Origin of the sequence: Rhizobium sp. YTUHZ044 (assembly GCF_051123975.1) — a bacterium.
Taxonomy (GTDB): domain Bacteria; phylum Pseudomonadota; class Alphaproteobacteria; order Rhizobiales; family Rhizobiaceae; genus Rhizobium.
The window spans coordinates 32,082-47,010 of sequence record NZ_CP101428.1 but is presented as its reverse complement, the minus strand read 5'-3'; the positions used below and the strand labels follow the sequence as shown (position 1 = coordinate 47,010).

The window sequence follows — 14,929 nt, the reverse complement described above, 5'->3', positions numbered from 1 at the left end:
TGGCGCTTTGCGTCGCAAGACATAATGAACGGGTTGTTCCATGTTTTCCAATCCTGACCTCCTGAAGTTGATCTTCGGCCGGTTGACCCTCGACGCCATTCCCTACCACGAGCCAATTCTGGTCGTGACCTTCATCGGCGTCGTCATCGGCGGTCTCGCCGTGTTTGGCGCCATCACCTATTTCAAGTTCTGGGGTCCGCTCTGGCACGACTGGATCTGCAGCGTCGATCACAAGAAGATCGGCATCATGTATGTGATCCTGGCCGTCATCATGCTGCTGCGCGGCTTTTCCGACGCGATCCTGATGCGCGTCCAGCAGGCGATCGCCTTCAACGGCTCGGAGGGCTACCTGCCGCCGCACCATTACGACCAGATCTTCACCGCCCACGGTGTCATCATGATCTTCTTCGTGGCGATGCCCTTCGTCACCGGTCTGATGAACTTCGTGGTGCCGCTGCAGATCGGGGCGCGCGACGTGTCCTTCCCCTTCCTCAACAACTTTTCCTTCTGGATGACCACAGCCGGCGCGATCATCATCATGCTGTCGCTGTTCATCGGTGAATTCGCCCAGACCGGCTGGCTCGCTTATCCGCCGCTGTCGGGCGCCGCCTACAGTCCGGGCGTCGGCGTCGACTATTATATCTGGGGCCTGCAGGTGGCCGGTGTGGGAACGACGCTGTCCGGCATCAACCTGATCGCCACCATCGTCAAGATGCGCGCGCCCGGCATGACCTTCATGAAGATGCCGGTCTTCACCTGGACGGCGCTCTGCACCAACGTGCTGATCGTCGCCTCCTTTCCGATCCTGACGGCAACGCTCGCGCTGCTATCTCTCGACCGCTATGCCGGCACGAATTTCTTCACCAACGACCTCGGCGGCAATCCGATGATGTATATCAACCTCATCTGGATCTGGGGCCATCCGGAGGTCTACATCCTGGTGCTGCCGGCCTTCGGCATCTTCTCGGAAGTCGTCGCCACGTTCTCGGGAAAACGCCTGTTCGGCTACGCCTCGATGGTCTACGCCACCTGCGTGATCATGATCCTGTCCTACATCGTCTGGCTGCACCACTTCTTCACGATGGGCTCGGGCGCTTCCGTCAATTCCTTCTTCGGCATCACCACGATGATCATCTCGATCCCGACGGGAGCGAAGATCTTCAACTGGCTCTTCACCATGTATCGCGGCCGCATCCGCTACGAGGTGCCGATGCTGTGGACGGTCGGCTTCATGGTGACCTTCGTCATCGGCGGCATGACCGGCGTCATGCTGGCGGTGCCGCCGGCCGACTTCGTGCTGCACAATTCGCTGTTCCTCATCGCCCATTTCCACAACGTCATCATCGGCGGCGTTCTCTTCGGCATGTTCGCCGGCGTGAACTACTGGTTCCCGAAGGCCTTCGGCTTCAAGCTGGATCCCTTCTGGGGCAAGATGAGCTTCTGGTTCTGGCAGATCGGCTTCTGGTTCGCCTTCATGCCGCTCTACGTGCTCGGCCTGATGGGCGTCACCCGGCGCATGAGCCAGTTCGAGGACCCGTCGCTGCGGATCTGGTTCATCATCGCTGCCTTCGGCGTCGGCCTGATCGCGCTCGGCATCGCCGCCTTCCTGATCCAGATCGTCGTCAGCTTCATGAAACGCGAGGAATTGCGCGACGACAGCGGCGATCCCTGGGATGCCCGGACGCTGGAATGGTCGACCTCCTCGCCGCCGCCGGACTACAACTTCGCCTTCACGCCCGTGGTCCACGACCATGACAGCTGGTACGACATGAAAAGGCGCGGCTACGAGCGCCCGCTCGGCGGCTTCAAGCCGATCCACATGCCGAAGAATACCGGCACCGGCGCCATCCTGTCGGCCATCAGCGTCGCGCTTGCCTTCGGCCTGATCTGGTACATGTGGTGGCTGGTGATCCTTTCAGCCGTCGCGCTGCTGGTGGTGGCGATCGGCCATACCTTCAACTACAAGCGCGACTTCTACATTCCCGCCGGCAAGGTGACCGAAACGGAAGGCAAGCGCACGGCGCTGCTTGCCGAGCAGGTGTAATGACCATGAGCGATCAAACCATTGACACGGCCGAAAAGCCTGAATTCTATCTGACCGAAGACCATCATCCGGAAGGGAGCACCAATCTCGGCTTCTGGCTCTACCTGATGAGCGACTGCCTGATCTTCGCGGTGCTGTTTGCCACGCACGGCGTGCTCGGCCGCAACTATGCCGCCGGGCCGTCGCCAGCCGATCTCTTCGATCTGCCGATCGTCGCTCTCAACACCTCGATGCTGCTCTTCTCCTCGATTACCTACGGCTTCGCCATGCTGCAGATGGAGCGGAACGCCAAGGCGGAAACACTGTTCTGGCTTGCCGTCACCGGCCTGTTCGGCGCAGCCTTCATCGGGCTCGAACTCTACGAGTTCATCCACCTGATCCACGAGGGCGCCGGACCGACCCGCAGCGCCTTCCTTTCCTCCTTCTTCACGCTCGTCGGCACACACGGGCTGCACGTCACCTTCGGCATCATCTGGCTGATCACGCTGATGGTGCAGGTGTCGATGCACGGGCTGCTCGAGGCCAACCGCCGCCGCCTGATGTGCCTTTCGATGTTCTGGCACTTCCTCGACGTCGTCTGGATCGGCGTCTTTTCCTTCGTCTATCTGCTCGGAGTTCTCGGATGAGTTCGCAAGCACCCACCCATGAGGATGCCCACGAGGCGCATCACGGCCACAGCCATGGTCACCAGGCCGGCCACGGTACGTTCAAAAGCTACATGACGGGCTTCGCACTTTCCGTCATCCTGACCGCCATTCCCTTCTGGGCGGTCATGTCCGGCGTCGTCGCCAGCCCGGCACTGACAGCGGTGCTGGTGATGGGCCTCGGCGCCATCCAGATCGTCGTCCATATGGTCTTCTTCCTGCACATGAACCCCAGGAGCGAAGGCGGCTGGACGATGATGGCGCTGATCTTCACCCTCATCATCGTCGCCATCGCGCTCTCCGGTTCGCTCTGGGTCATGCATCATCTCAATTCCAATATGATGCCGATGAGCCCCGAGATGATGAAGAACATGCCGTGACAGCAATGAGGGGCGGCGGCAGCGCCGCCCTAAGTCGATGAGCGAAGCCCCCACGCAAAAATCGGAAAGACAGCATTTCCGGGCAAAACGTGCGCTTTTCGCCGTCTGCCTGACGCTGCTTGCCGCCATCCTCTTTGGCCTCGGCACCTGGCAGGTTCAACGCCTGGGCTGGAAGCGCGACCTCATCGCCCGCGTGGACCAGCGCGTGCACGACGCCGCCGTGCCGGCCCCGGCGCGCGCCGACTGGGGGAAGGTCAATGCCGGCAGCGACGAATATCGCCGGGTGACCGTCGAGGGAATGCTGGCAAACGGCAAGGAGACGCTGGTCTACGCCTCGACCGTGCTCGGCCCGGGTTATTGGGTGATGACGCCGCTGATGCTCGCCGACGGCACCGCCATCCTCGTCAATCGCGGCTTCGTGCCGACGGACAGGCGCGACCCCGCGTCGCGCCGCGACGGTCAGATATCGGGCCTGATCGAGATCACCGGACTGATGCGGATGACCGAGCCGAAGGGATCGCTGCTCCAATCCAACGACGTCGCCGCCGACCGTTGGTATTCACGCGATGTCGCAGCGATCGCCCAAAAACGCGGCCTCGGCGCGGTCGCGCCCTATTTCATCGATGCCGACGCCGCTGCAAATCCCGGGGGCCTGCCCGTCGGCGGCCTCACCGTCATCCGTTTTCCCAACAACCATCTCGTCTATGCGATCACCTGGTACGGACTGGCGGTGATGGTGCTGGCATTGCTGGTGTTTGTTGTTCGCGGCGAGATCGGAAGAGGCCGAGCGTAGGCCGGCCTCGCTGTCGCTTTGCAAGGGCGCGAGCGCTCCGGCAAGCAACAGTTGCACGCCGGCAGTTTGCGCGCGCCGGCTTAATCTCTTGTAAAGCGGTGTGCGATACTGCTTGCCTCAACAGAACATTTCAAAGTTGCACATGAGCCGGCCGGATTACATCCCCAGTCTCGATGGTCTGCGCGGTGTCGCCGCGCTTCTGGTCGTGCAGGCGCATATCGGGCTCATCTTTCCGAATACAGCCTTGCGTAACATGACGATGGGCAGCGAAGCCGTTGGCCTGTTCTTCGCCCTCAGCGGCTTTCTGATGGCCCATCTCTATGGCGCGCGGCCGGTGACCAGAGAAAATGTCCTGGATTTTCTGGTGAGCCGCTTTGCCCGTATCTATCCGGTCTATCTGGTTGCCGTCCTGCTCGTGGCAATGCTGTCGAGCACGCAAGATCTCAATTTCGTTCAGCCGATCACCGGCGGCACGGAATTTCTCCGCCACGTCTTTCTTCTAGGCTCAAGCGGCGTTTTCTGGTCAATTCCACCCGAAATTCAATTCTATCTGTTCTTCCCGATCCTTTGGCTCTGCTTGACCTGCCCGCAGCGCTATAGCGGTGGGATCGCAGGTTTGGCGGTGCTGGTCGTGGTGGATGGTCTGCTTGAGCTGCCGGGACCAGGCATACTGCTTCTTTCCAAGCTCCCCTATTTTCTGTTCGGCGCCCTTGCCGGGGCGATGCATCCCCACTGGGATAGGTGGACGCCATCCCCCCTCACGGGCGCTTTCACCCTGTTCCTTCTGGCGGTGTTCTTCACCTACAGGCATGTCTTGCCTGATTTCTCCCCTGAATTCTGGAGCCTGCAAAGCGCGGCCGCCGCAGCCATAATCGTGGCGCTGGTCGCTCGACAGCCTCCCATCGCAGCCCATGTCCTGGCAGCGCCACCCGTGCGGTTCTTCGGCGCGATCAGCTTTTCGCTCTATCTTTTCCACGTCCCCATCATGTTCCTTGTAGGCCGGGCTTTCGAGGCTCTGATGCCGGAACCGGCGCTCATCCTGGTGGCGCTTTTTGTTGCGGCGGCAGGAGCATGGTTCATTCATGAGACGATAGAAGTTCCGAGCCGACGCCTGCTCGTCGGCTTGTGGCAGCATCATCGGTGGCGCGCAGCCGCGCGGGAAACTCCGGCTGAGACGATCGAACAGGCGATCGTCGATCTGCAAGAGACCGAAAAGCGCCTGCTGGACGGCGCAACTCCGGGCGCGACGGGTAAACAGCAAGTTCCGACGACCTCTGAACTCGGAGCCGGCCGCACTGCCCTTCAGGATAATGGTGACGAGAAGCTTCGCGCCTAGAGCGGTCAACAAGCGATCCGGCTGATCGCTTCGGCAAGCTGCGCCTGCGAGAAGGGCTTGCCCAGGCGGGGCAGATTGGCGGCGCCGTCGCCGTCGGGCAGATCGGCGTAACCGGTGGCGAGAATGATCGGCATCTCAGGCCACTCGCTGCGGATCGCCTCGGCGAGTTGCGCTCCCGTCATCCGCGGCATGGCATGATCGCAGATGACCAGATCGACCTGCTCTTTGCGCAGAATGTCGAGCGCCTCTGGACCGGCCATGGCCTCGAAAACGGTGTGGCCGAGATCCTCCAGCATCAGCGTCGTATTCATCAGGACCAGCCCGTCATCATCGACGGCGACGATGCGCAGCCCCTGCGGCGGGTTATCCGGTTTTTGCGGCGTGTCGGCCGGTGCTTCGGCAGTCTGCTCGGCAATGACGACAGGAAACCATAGCTCGGCCGTCGTGCCTTCGCCCAGCGTGCTCTTGAGGAGGAGCCGGCCGCCGGACTGGCTTGCGAGACCCTGCACCATGGAAAGGCCGAGGCCGGTGCCCTTACCGACACCCTTGGTGGTGAAGAACGGTGTGACCGCCTGCTCCAGCGTCTTCGCATCCATGCCCTCGCCTTCATCGATCACTGCTATTCTTATATAGCGGCCGGCCGACAGTGGCCCCTTGCCTGCGGTTATCGTTTCCTCGGACGCGCGAAGCATGATGCGGCCGCCGGAAGGCATGGCGTCGCGCGCGTTGACAACGAGATTGAGGATCGCCATCTCCAGCTGGTTGGGGTCGGTGAGGATTGTCGGCAGCCTGATCGGGAAGGAAGTCTCGATCGTGGTGAGGGGGCCGAGCGACCGGCTCAGAATGTCCATCATGCCGCGCACCAGGCCCGAGACGTCGATCGGCTCTATGTGCAGCTCCTGCCGGCGGGAAAAGGCAAGCATGCGCTGCGTCAAGGCAGCACCCCGCTGGGCGCCCTGCATGGCATTGTCGACCAGCGAAGTCAGCGAGCGGTCCTGTGGCATGCGCTTCTTCAGGAGTTCGAGACTGCCGAGCACGGCCATCAGCAGATTGTTGAAATCATGGGCGATGCCGCCGGTCAATTGGCCGATCGCCTCCATCTTCTGCGATTGGAAAAGCTCTTCGCGCGCCTGCTCCAACGCCCGCTGCGTTTCCATCTTTTCGGTGATGTCGCGGGTGATCTTGGCGAAACCGAGCACTTCGCCATCTTCGTCGCGGATAGCGTCGACGACGACGCTGCCCCAGAAACGGCTGCCATCCTTGCGGACACGCCAGCCTTCCCTTTCGAACCGGCCTTCGGCGCGCGCGACGCGGAGCGCCTTCTCCGGCAGGCCGGCCGCGCGATCCTCGGGCGTATAGAAGGTCGAGAAATGCCGGCCGATGATTTCATCAGGCCGATAACCCTTGATGCGCTCGGCGCCGAAATTCCAGCTGCTGACATTGCCGTCGGGATCGAGCATGTAGATCGCATAGTCCGAAACGCCCTGAACCAGACGGCGAAACTGCTCCTCGCTCTGGCGGATCGCGTGTTCGGCGGCCCTGCGTTCGGTCAGATCGCGGGTGATCTTGGCAAAGCCGACCAGTTCGCCGGAGGGGTGGCGGATCGGATCGATGACCACATGCGCCCAGAAGCGGCTGCCGTCCTTGCGCCGGCGCCAGCCCTCCCCCTCATACCGGCCCTCTTCCATCGCCGTGGCGAGCGCGCGCTCGGGGATACCCGCGGCGCGATCCTCATCCACATAGAAACGGGAAAAATGCTCGCCGAGAATCTCCGAAGGTTTGTAGCCTTTGAAACGTTGAGCGCCGGTATTCCAGCTGGTGACGATGCCTTCCGGGCTCAGCATGTAGATGGCGTAGTCGGTGATGGCATCGACCAGAAGACGAAAGCGCCCCTCTTCGTCAAGAGACGTATCATGTCGATCCAGCACTTCCATCTGCCCCTCTCGGTTACCAGCGCTCATAACGCGGCATCAGGCAGAAGGTTCCAAAATATCACACTTTTTCACACCGCCCTGACCTGCGGATGGAACCGCTCACCGATACGCTCGGCGGCTGCATAAGCCTGCGAGACGATCTCCGGCACGAGATCGATATCGGGCAGGCTGCCGAGGCCGAGCGGGCCGACGGCAAAAAGTCCGGCGACCGTCGAGCCGTCCTCCAGGAAAGGCTCGCCGCGCGCATTGACTGCCAGTCCGAGCGAAAGTTCGTCCGGCATGGCGAGGCCGGCGGAAAACAGGCTCTGCATCAGCGGCGCGGAAAGATCCGGCGCCCGGCAGCGGCAGTCGATGATGCGCTCGGCATGGATGACCTCCTCGACAGAGGAGCCGGCCGGCGTGAAGAACAGACCGCTCAGGCCCCGGCGGCCGGCCCGGCCGCGGCGCAGCACCGTGCGGCCTTCGGCAAGCTCGCGTTTCAGGCGCAGGTGCATGGCCTCCGGCAGGCGATTGCGGTGACTGTCGTAGATTGCCCGCAAATGGCGGTTGAACTGATGTTTGTCGCGGGCCGGCAGCGATCTCCACAGGGAGCGGGCATGTTTCCTCAGCCCGTTCATCACCGATTGCCAGCTTCGCCCCTCCTCTTCCGCCTCGCGACAGGCCTGGCGGATGAAGCGCACGATGTCGGGCAGGCTCTCCGGCAGCGCTTCGGCCGGAAACACCGGATCGGCGGAATTCGGCGTATGGCTCTGGGGCAGGAAGCCGCGCCGCGAAATGATCGTCACCTGGCCGGCAAAACCGGAATCGCGCAGCTGCAGCAACTGATCGACGACGCGAATGCCGCTGCCGAGCAACACGGCATGCGGCCGCGCGACAAGGCGCTGAGCCCTGACCGGCGAAGGATCCGGCTCGCCGGCGTCCGGTTCACCCAGGCCGTAGCCGGTGGCGAGAATCACGGTATCGAACAGCGGATTGGCCGGATTGGCGCTTTCGAGCAGGAAGCGGTTGCCATGGCTCCGGCGGATCGCCACCACAGGATCGTTGCAGACCTGGACGGTGATGTCCCGGCGTGCGGCGAGCGCTTCCGAAAAGCGCTGATAGACGTAATCGCTGAAGATCTCCTTCGGCACGAAGATCTGCCGGAAACCGGGAATGGCGGCCGGTACGGCAGCGCGGAAAGCGGCGTTGCTACAGAGCCAGTCGTTGAAATCGTCGCTGTCGCCGACCGAAACCGAGAGATCACGCACGCGGGTGTTGAGGATCGTCGAGGCGCGGGCGGCGGCCAGCGCCTGGCCGCCACTGACCGACGAATTCGGATCGAACAACTGCAGATGGAAAGGTGCGCGCAGCGTCTTCATCAGCGCAATGGCCGTCATCATTCCGGAGAAGCCGCGCCCGACGATCGCAATGCGCGGCACGGCTGAGATCTGCGCCGCCGCCTTGGCCCTTCCGGAAAAAAGTCCCTGAACCGTCATCGCAACTCCTTTGCGCTTCATTCGCAGCCTGGGCTCGATCGAGGTTTCAACGCATAAACAGCGGCTTACGCGTTGATGAGGGTTACGCGGCCATTCGCGCCGCAGCTCGGGCCTCACCGAGGCCCCCCAAGAAAACGAGGGCATGATCCCTCGCCATAGTCTATTAAACTAGTCGTGTATGAAAGCGCCAAAAACCGGAAGTGGCAAGAGGTTTGTTAGACACGCGATTAAGTCATTGATACCGCAGAAGATTTTTGACTTCTCCCGAAGTGGCCATGCCGCTGCCTTCGCCGCGGTCGTGCTTGCCAAGTCTGATCGGCCTGCTCGGACGGTCCTGAAGGCACCGTTCAATCAGGCTCCCCATACGCCTATCAACATCTTGAGAAACCGCTCCGCCGCAGGCGACAACGTGCCGCCGCGGCGGCGAACCACACCGATCGTTCGAGATATCTCGGGGTTGCGAATAGGGCGGGTGATCAGGAACGGATGATCTTCTCGCGGGGTTGCCATTCGAGGCAGCACCGAAATCCCAAGGCCCGCCTCCACCAGCCCAAGGGAGGTAGACAGATGAGTTACCTCATAGAACCAGCGCAGCTTAATGTTCGATTTTGCCAGTGCCGCGTCGAGCAGCGTTCTGTTGCCGCTCGACCGATGAACGGTGATCACGTGATAAGGCTCTAACTCCGCCCACTCGACCCATTGTTTTGCTGCAAGAGGATGATCCTTGCGCGCTGCAAGTACGAATGGGTCTTCCGCAAGCCGCTCGAAGGTAAGGTCCGGGTCGGAGGTGCCCATGATATTGATTCCGAATTCCACTTCCCCGCTTGCCACGGCTTGAAGCCCGTCGGTGGCAGGCAGATCGAGGATACGAAAGCGGATGTTCGGATATTCTTCATTGAACTGGCGAATGACCGTAGGCAGGAAGTAGAATGCCGCGGTTGGAAGACATGCGATAGTCACCAACCCCCCTCGATTGGGTCCAACGTCACGCACAGCAAAGAGGGAGCCATCGAACTCCTCCAGCATGCGTCGGACGAGGGGCACCAGTTCCGTCCCGAGGGCCGTCGCTGACACATGCCTGGTTGTGCGTTCCAGAAGCGGTGCCCCGATGGCCTGCTCCAGTTTTTGAATGCGGCGGCTCAACGCAGGCTGCGACATATGCAGGGCATCGGCCGCGCGATTGAAGCTCTCCAGTTCTACGACGCTCAGGAAGGCTCTTAGGTCGAGGATCTCACAATTAATGCTCATTTCGCATCAATCCTTCAAATCTTAGCATTTTACAAATAAAAAATTCTTCCAATAATCGGATCAAACAACGCCGATTGATACGGTGATGGCATAATTCCGGCGAAAGCACAACCGATGAACGATCTGATGGCTATTCCCTGCGTTCTGATGAGAGGAGGCACCTCGAAAGGCCCTTTCTTCCTCGCCAGGGATCTTCCCGCGGACACCGACCAGCGTGACAAGATTCTGCTGTCGATCATGGGCTCGGGTCATCCGTTGCAAATCGACGGAATTGGCGGCGGCAACCCGGTTACCAGCAAGGTCGCCATCATCGGACCTGCCAGCGTTCCCAGCGCAGACGTGGATTATCTCTTTGCCCAGGTGCGAGTCGACCAACAGATCGTCGATACCTCGCCGAACTGCGGCAACATGCTCGCCGCAGTTGGCCCGTTTGCCATCGAGGCTGGACTGGTTCCGGTGCGTGGAGAGACGACGCTCGTTCGGATCCATAACGTCAACACCAGCAAGCTGATCGAGGCCGAAGTTCCCACTCCGAATGGCAGCGTCTCCTATCTCGGTGAGGCTGCAATCGACGGAGTGCCCGGGCGCGCCGCGCCAATTGCGCTTACTTTCATGGACGCAGCCGGAGCTCGTACCGGACGGCTCTTTCCCACCGGCAAAGCCATCGACCTGATCGGCGGCGTGGCTGTCACCTGCATCGACTGCGCCATGCCGATGATCCTGATCGAGGCAGTTTCGATCGGCGCAACCGGCCTGGAATCGGCAGCCGAACTCAATGCTGACAGGGAATTGCTGGAACGGCTGGAAGAGCTGCGGATTGCGGCTGGCGAACGAATGGGCCTTGGAAACGTGCGCAACCAGGTAACGCCAAAGCCGGTGCTCATATCGCGGCCAAAGGCCGGAGGCGACCTCAGCGTACGTTATTTCATGCCGCATCAATGTCATCCGTCGCTGGCAACCACGGGCGCCGTCGGAATTGCCACAGCCTGCATCACCAAGGATACGGTCGCTTCGCTTCTGATCGGCCGGAGGGCCCCTCCGCTTGTTCTTTCCATCGAGCACCCCAGCGGCCACCTGGACGTCAAGCTGTATGAACGGGACGGCAAGACCGTCGCCGGAATCCTTCGCACCGCCCGCCGGCTGTTCGAGGGACATGTGCTAGCAAAACCTGTCACGCAACTGGGTTGCGCGGCATAATAGCTCTGGCCGCCAGGAGGGCGCCAACAACAGGAGGAGAATATCATCATGCGCAAGCTTATGCTCGCCCTCGCGGCAACCGTCGCGCTCGCCGGCTCCGCACTTGCGGATCCGGTCCGTATCAGCGTCGGCTCTTACAACCTCAATAATCTTCCGTTTCCCGTCGCCCAGGGGCTTGGCCTTTATGAAAAGGAAGGGCTGGAGGTGACCGTAGAAAATTTTGCGTCGGGCGGTTCTAAGACGCTTCAGGCGCTTGTTGCCGGCTCAACCGACATCGCCGTCGGCTTCTACGATCATACGATCCAGATGCAATCGCAGAAGAAGGCCGTCGTCGCCTTCGTACAGCTCGCCCGCAATTCAGGGCTCGTATTGGCTGGCGGCAAGGGCAGCAAATTCGATCCGGCAAAGCCGGAAACGATCAAAGGCGCAAAAATCGGTATCACCTCGCCGGGTTCGTCCTCCGATTTCTTTGTTCGCTATTACCTGCAGCGCAACGGCTTGTCCGCAAGCGACGTGTCGCTGATCGGTGTTGGCTCCGGCTCTTCCGCCGTCGCAGCGCTCGAACAGCAGAAGGTCGACCTGCTCGTCAACTACGATCCGGCTGCGACGTTCATCGAAGCCAAGGGCGTCGGCAAGATCCTGATCGATGGGCGCAGCGACGACGGTGCCAGAGCGATCTATGGCGGGATTTACCCGACCTCCGTCCTCTATGCCACGCAAAGTTATATCGAGGAAAATCCCGAGACGATCCAGAAGGTCACCAATGCGACGGTCAAAGCGCTCGAATGGATGAACAGCCACTCCGCGGAAGAAATCGTGGAGAAGCTCCCGAAGGAGTTCATTTCCGGCGATCGTGACACCTACGTCAAGGCGGTCGAGAACGCCAAGGCGATCTTCTCGAAGGACGGGCGCATTAACGAGGAGGACATCAAGATCCCGCTCGCCGTCCTGAAGAGCTTTAACGACAAAGTCGCCGCGGGTGAAATCGACCTAGCGAAAACCTACACGAACGAGTTCGTCGGCAAGGTCCCGAACGCCGCTGCCAACTGATAGGAGGAGGTCATGGAATTGGCCGTCGTGAAAACTGCACCCCCGACCAACCGTCCGGATCATTCGAAGCCGATGGTTTCCATCGACGCAATCACCATGTCCTTCGGTGCTTATGTGGCGGTGCAGGAGGTTAATCTAAGCGTCTCCGATGGCGAATTCCTGGCCATCGTCGGACCGACTGGATGCGGCAAAAGCACCATACTTAACGCAATTGCCGGTCTTCTGAAGCCTGCCAGCGGCACTGTTTCCATCGACGGTCAGCCGGTCCGCGGGGTCCAGACCGATATAGGTTACCTGTTCCAACAGGACGCACTGCTTCCGTGGAAGACCGCAATCGAGAACGTGGAACTCGGTCCCATGTTCAAGGGTGTCGGAGCTGCCGAACGTCGGGAGCACTCGATGAGATGGCTGGCGAAGGTCGGATTGAAGGGGTTCGAGCATCGATATCCGCATCAACTTTCCGGCGGCCAGCGCAAGCGTGTGCAGATGGCACAGGCATTGATCACCGGCCCCAAGGTGATCCTGATGGACGAGCCTTTCTCCGCGCTCGATATCCATACCCGCCACCTGATGCAGAACGAGCTGCTGCGGCTTTGGCAGGAGGAACGGCGCGCAGTGGTGATGATAACGCACGACCTCGAGGAGGCGATCGCCCTTGGCGATCGGGTCGTCGTGCTTGCCGCCGGACCGCGCTCGCGCGTCATCGACAGCTTCCCCGTCAACCTCGAACGCCCGCGTGATGTCGCCGAAATCAAGCTCGATCCGCGCTTCCTGGATCTCTATCGCAACATCTGGTCATCGCTGCGCGGTGAAGTGGAGAAAAGCTATGAACGTCATGACTGAACGCCTCATTCAAATCGTGCTGCTCGTGGCAATTGTCGGCGGCTGGCAGCTCGGTGTCGCGGCAGGCGTCATAGACGTCTTCTTTTTCCCGGCTCCTCTCGACATCTTCGACCAGGTCTTATCCTGGGTGGCCGACGTCGACTTCTACAGCCACGTCGCCATCACGCTGACAGAAACCGTGCTCGGCTACCTCGTCGGAACGGCACTCGGCGTCGCCGCAGGCGTGTGGCTTGGTCTCAGCCGTTCGGCTGCGCGCATTCTCGACCCCTTCATCAAGGGGCTGAACGCAATACCGCGCGTCGTGCTCGCGCCGATCTTCGTGCTCTGGCTCGGCCTTGGGCTGTGGTCCAAGGTGGCGCTCGCCGTGACGTTGGTATTCTTCGTGACGTTCTTCAACGCGATGCAAGGCGTGCGCGAAGTCAACCCGGTGGTGCTGTCGAACGCCCGCATTTTGGGCGGCAATCGGAGGGACCTGCTTCGCCATGTCTATTTCCCGGCAGCGGCGAGCTGGATTCTGTCGTCGTTGCGTACTTCGGTGGGCTTCGCCGTTGTGGGGGCCATCATCGGCGAGTATCTCGGCTCTTCCGCCGGGCTCGGTTATCTGATCGCTCAGGCCGAAGGCAATTTTGATGCGGTCGGCGTCTTCGCGGGCATCCTGATCCTCGCGATCTTTGTCTTGATCATCGACAGCATTCTGGACATCGCCGAGAAGCATCTCATCAAGTGGCGAACAAGTGCTTCTGAACGGCCGGCGTGACGATCGTCGCGGCAACCGAAAGAACTACCGGCACGCGTTCTCCCTTACACAAGAAAGGGAGAACGCAAGCGTTCTGAGCGAGAGGACTTCGAACGAAACGTAATATTCGCCGTTGCCTTGTCGACGAGATAGATCATCCGATCGGTCGGACACACAAAAAGTCCCTGAACCGTCATCGCAACTCCTTTGCGGCTTCATCCGCACCTGGGGTTGATCGAAGTTTCAACGCATAAACGGCCGGTCACGCGTCGATGAAGGTAGGTCATGCGGCAATTCTCCCTGGCAAGAGCTTTATTGCCGAATCGATCTAACGCGTTAAACTGAATGCATATTTGAAGCGCTGCCCGCGATTGGCCTCAGCCGCCCTCGCCCGGATATGGCTTCGCCTTCAACAGACCTGCCAAATGCGCCGTGTTGCGGGCCAACATGTTGACGGCCTTGGTCACGACCTTCGGCACCTTGTCGAGATCGACGAAATTGGTTGAACCCATCGCTACTCCGACCCAGTAGGCGACGGCATTGGCCGGAATGGTGAAACCGACATCATTGAGCGCCTGGTAGAGTTCGGCCGAGATATGATGGGCGCCGTCCTCGTTGCCGACGACGGCAACGGCTGCCACCCTGCCGTAAGACACCATACGGCCCTGATCGTCTGTCTCGTCGAGGAAGGCGTCCATGCGCTCGAGCGCCCGCTTGCAGACGCTGGACGGCTGGCCGAGCCAGATCGGCGTCGCCATCAGCAGGATATCGGCGTCGAGCAGCTTTGCGCGAATATCCGGCCAGTCGTCGCCGGCGCCCTCGTCCGAGCTCACGCCCGGCTTGACGTTGAAATCGGCAAGGCGGAGCACTTCGGTCACGACGCCGTATTCGGACATCGCCTTGTCGATGAGAGCGATCATCCGGTCGGTCGATGACGGATCCTTGGCGTCGCTGGTCTTCAGCGTCGCGTTGAGAGCAAGGGCTTTCAGCGGCATGGGTCTCTCCGTAACGGGCGCCTCTCGGGCCTTGCTGCTGCAACCCACCCGCGCGCCGATAGTTCCCGAGAGGGATGCGTGAGGGCCTCACGCAAAAATAACCAGTTGGTGAATTCTTTACTTGAACGCCCAGTTGGAATCGGCAAAAATGACGGTGCTATCAATCCCTTCATGGATTTGCCGTCTTTTCGGGCCAGCGTCCGAGCACCACATCTATTGGAAAAATACCGTGAGCAGCGATGCGTCAACACGCG

At 60.8% G+C, this 14,929-nt stretch carries 13 protein-coding genes; 9 read left to right on the top strand and 4 right to left on the bottom strand.

The annotated features are described in order from the left end of the window. Positions 1-40: 40 nt before the first annotated feature. The 5 genes from cyoB to NL154_RS25580 all read left to right on the top strand — a co-directional run bounded on the left by cyoB (position 41) and on the right by NL154_RS25580 (position 5,197). The gene (gene cyoB / locus NL154_RS25600) at positions 41-2,044 is read left to right on the top strand and encodes a cytochrome o ubiquinol oxidase subunit I (protein WP_210632493.1); all 2,004 of its coding nucleotides are present in this window, start codon (positions 41-43) and stop codon (positions 2,042-2,044) included. 5 nt (positions 2,045-2,049) lie between these two features. Beyond that, entirely contained in the window at positions 2,050-2,670 is a 621-nt protein-coding gene (gene cyoC, locus NL154_RS25595) for a cytochrome o ubiquinol oxidase subunit III (protein WP_430961561.1), read from the top strand. Next, positions 2,667-3,068, top strand: a complete 402-nt coding sequence (gene cyoD / locus NL154_RS25590; protein ID WP_210632492.1) for a cytochrome o ubiquinol oxidase subunit IV — start codon at positions 2,667-2,669, stop codon at positions 3,066-3,068. Before cyoC ends, cyoD begins: the two co-directional genes overlap by 4 nt. A gap of 37 nt (positions 3,069-3,105) precedes the next feature. Further along, the gene (locus NL154_RS25585) at positions 3,106-3,861 is read left to right on the top strand and encodes an SURF1 family protein (protein ID WP_210632491.1); all 756 of its coding nucleotides are present in this window, start codon (positions 3,106-3,108) and stop codon (positions 3,859-3,861) included. A 142-nt stretch (positions 3,862-4,003) separates the two neighbouring features. Continuing rightward, on the top strand, positions 4,004-5,197 hold the full coding sequence (locus tag NL154_RS25580; RefSeq protein WP_210632490.1) for an acyltransferase family protein: 1,194 nt from the start codon (positions 4,004-4,006) through the stop codon (positions 5,195-5,197). Between the two features lie 5 nt (positions 5,198-5,202). On the opposite strand, the gene NL154_RS25575 is transcribed toward NL154_RS25580, so the two are convergent. The 3 genes from NL154_RS25575 to NL154_RS25565 all read right to left on the bottom strand — a co-directional run bounded on the left by NL154_RS25575 (position 5,203) and on the right by NL154_RS25565 (position 9,854). Continuing rightward, positions 5,203-7,131, bottom strand: a complete 1,929-nt coding sequence (locus tag NL154_RS25575; protein ID WP_210632489.1) for a hybrid sensor histidine kinase/response regulator — start codon at positions 7,129-7,131, stop codon at positions 5,203-5,205. Positions 7,132-7,199: 68 nt separating this feature from the next. Beyond that, positions 7,200-8,606, bottom strand: coding sequence for an FAD/NAD(P)-binding protein (locus tag NL154_RS25570; RefSeq protein ID WP_221153273.1), 1,407 nt, complete (start codon positions 8,604-8,606; stop codon positions 7,200-7,202). 351 nt (positions 8,607-8,957) lie between these two features. Further along, complete coding sequence (locus NL154_RS25565) at positions 8,958-9,854, bottom strand: LysR family transcriptional regulator (protein WP_064707350.1); 897 nt, start codon at positions 9,852-9,854, stop codon at positions 8,958-8,960. A gap of 114 nt (positions 9,855-9,968) precedes the next feature. Here NL154_RS25565 and NL154_RS25560 point away from each other — a divergent pair, with 114 nt between their 5' ends. The 4 genes from NL154_RS25560 to NL154_RS25545 are packed head-to-tail and all read left to right on the top strand — an operon-like array spanning position 9,969 to position 13,701. Next, the gene (locus NL154_RS25560; RefSeq protein WP_210632487.1) at positions 9,969-11,051 is read left to right on the top strand and encodes a 4-oxalomesaconate tautomerase; all 1,083 of its coding nucleotides are present in this window, start codon (positions 9,969-9,971) and stop codon (positions 11,049-11,051) included. Between the two features lie 48 nt (positions 11,052-11,099). Next, positions 11,100-12,101, top strand: coding sequence for an ABC transporter substrate-binding protein (locus NL154_RS25555; protein ID WP_210632486.1), 1,002 nt, complete (start codon positions 11,100-11,102; stop codon positions 12,099-12,101). A 12-nt stretch (positions 12,102-12,113) separates the two neighbouring features. Further along, positions 12,114-12,944 (top strand): ABC transporter ATP-binding protein, encoded by an 831-nt coding sequence (locus NL154_RS25550; protein ID WP_210632485.1) that lies wholly within the window; start codon positions 12,114-12,116, stop codon positions 12,942-12,944. Then, positions 12,928-13,701 (top strand): ABC transporter permease, encoded by a 774-nt coding sequence (locus tag NL154_RS25545; protein ID WP_210632645.1) that lies wholly within the window; start codon positions 12,928-12,930, stop codon positions 13,699-13,701. Before NL154_RS25550 ends, NL154_RS25545 begins: the two co-directional genes overlap by 17 nt. A gap of 356 nt (positions 13,702-14,057) precedes the next feature. Here the strand turns inward: NL154_RS25545 and NL154_RS25540 are convergent, their stop codons facing one another. After that, a complete protein-coding gene (locus NL154_RS25540) occupies positions 14,058-14,675 on the bottom strand; it encodes a flavodoxin family protein (protein ID WP_210632484.1) in 618 nt (205 codons plus the stop codon). Positions 14,676-14,929: the final 254 nt, after the last annotated feature.

Excerpts from the sequence above, each read along its gene's own strand:
- cyoB (WP_210632493.1), top strand. The coding sequence starts at position 41 with ATGTTTTCCAATCCTGACCTCCTGAAGTTGATCTTCGGCCGGTTGACC.
- cyoC (WP_430961561.1), top strand. The coding sequence starts at position 2,050 with ATGAGCGATCAAACCATTGACACGGCCGAAAAGCCTGAATTCTATCTG.
- cyoD (WP_210632492.1), top strand. The coding sequence starts at position 2,667 with ATGAGTTCGCAAGCACCCACCCATGAGGATGCCCACGAGGCGCATCAC.
- NL154_RS25585 (WP_210632491.1), top strand. The coding sequence starts at position 3,106 with ATGAGCGAAGCCCCCACGCAAAAATCGGAAAGACAGCATTTCCGGGCA.
- NL154_RS25580 (WP_210632490.1), top strand. The coding sequence starts at position 4,004 with ATGAGCCGGCCGGATTACATCCCCAGTCTCGATGGTCTGCGCGGTGTC.
- NL154_RS25575 (WP_210632489.1), bottom strand. The coding sequence starts at position 7,131 with ATGGAAGTGCTGGATCGACATGATACGTCTCTTGACGAAGAGGGGCGC.
- NL154_RS25570 (WP_221153273.1), bottom strand. The coding sequence starts at position 8,606 with ATGACGGTTCAGGGACTTTTTTCCGGAAGGGCCAAGGCGGCGGCGCAG.
- NL154_RS25565 (WP_064707350.1), bottom strand. The coding sequence starts at position 9,854 with ATGAGCATTAATTGTGAGATCCTCGACCTAAGAGCCTTCCTGAGCGTC.
- NL154_RS25560 (WP_210632487.1), top strand. The coding sequence starts at position 9,969 with ATGAACGATCTGATGGCTATTCCCTGCGTTCTGATGAGAGGAGGCACC.
- NL154_RS25555 (WP_210632486.1), top strand. The coding sequence starts at position 11,100 with ATGCGCAAGCTTATGCTCGCCCTCGCGGCAACCGTCGCGCTCGCCGGC.
- NL154_RS25550 (WP_210632485.1), top strand. The coding sequence starts at position 12,114 with ATGGAATTGGCCGTCGTGAAAACTGCACCCCCGACCAACCGTCCGGAT.
- NL154_RS25545 (WP_210632645.1), top strand. The coding sequence starts at position 12,928 with ATGAACGTCATGACTGAACGCCTCATTCAAATCGTGCTGCTCGTGGCA.
- NL154_RS25540 (WP_210632484.1), bottom strand. The coding sequence starts at position 14,675 with ATGCCGCTGAAAGCCCTTGCTCTCAACGCGACGCTGAAGACCAGCGAC.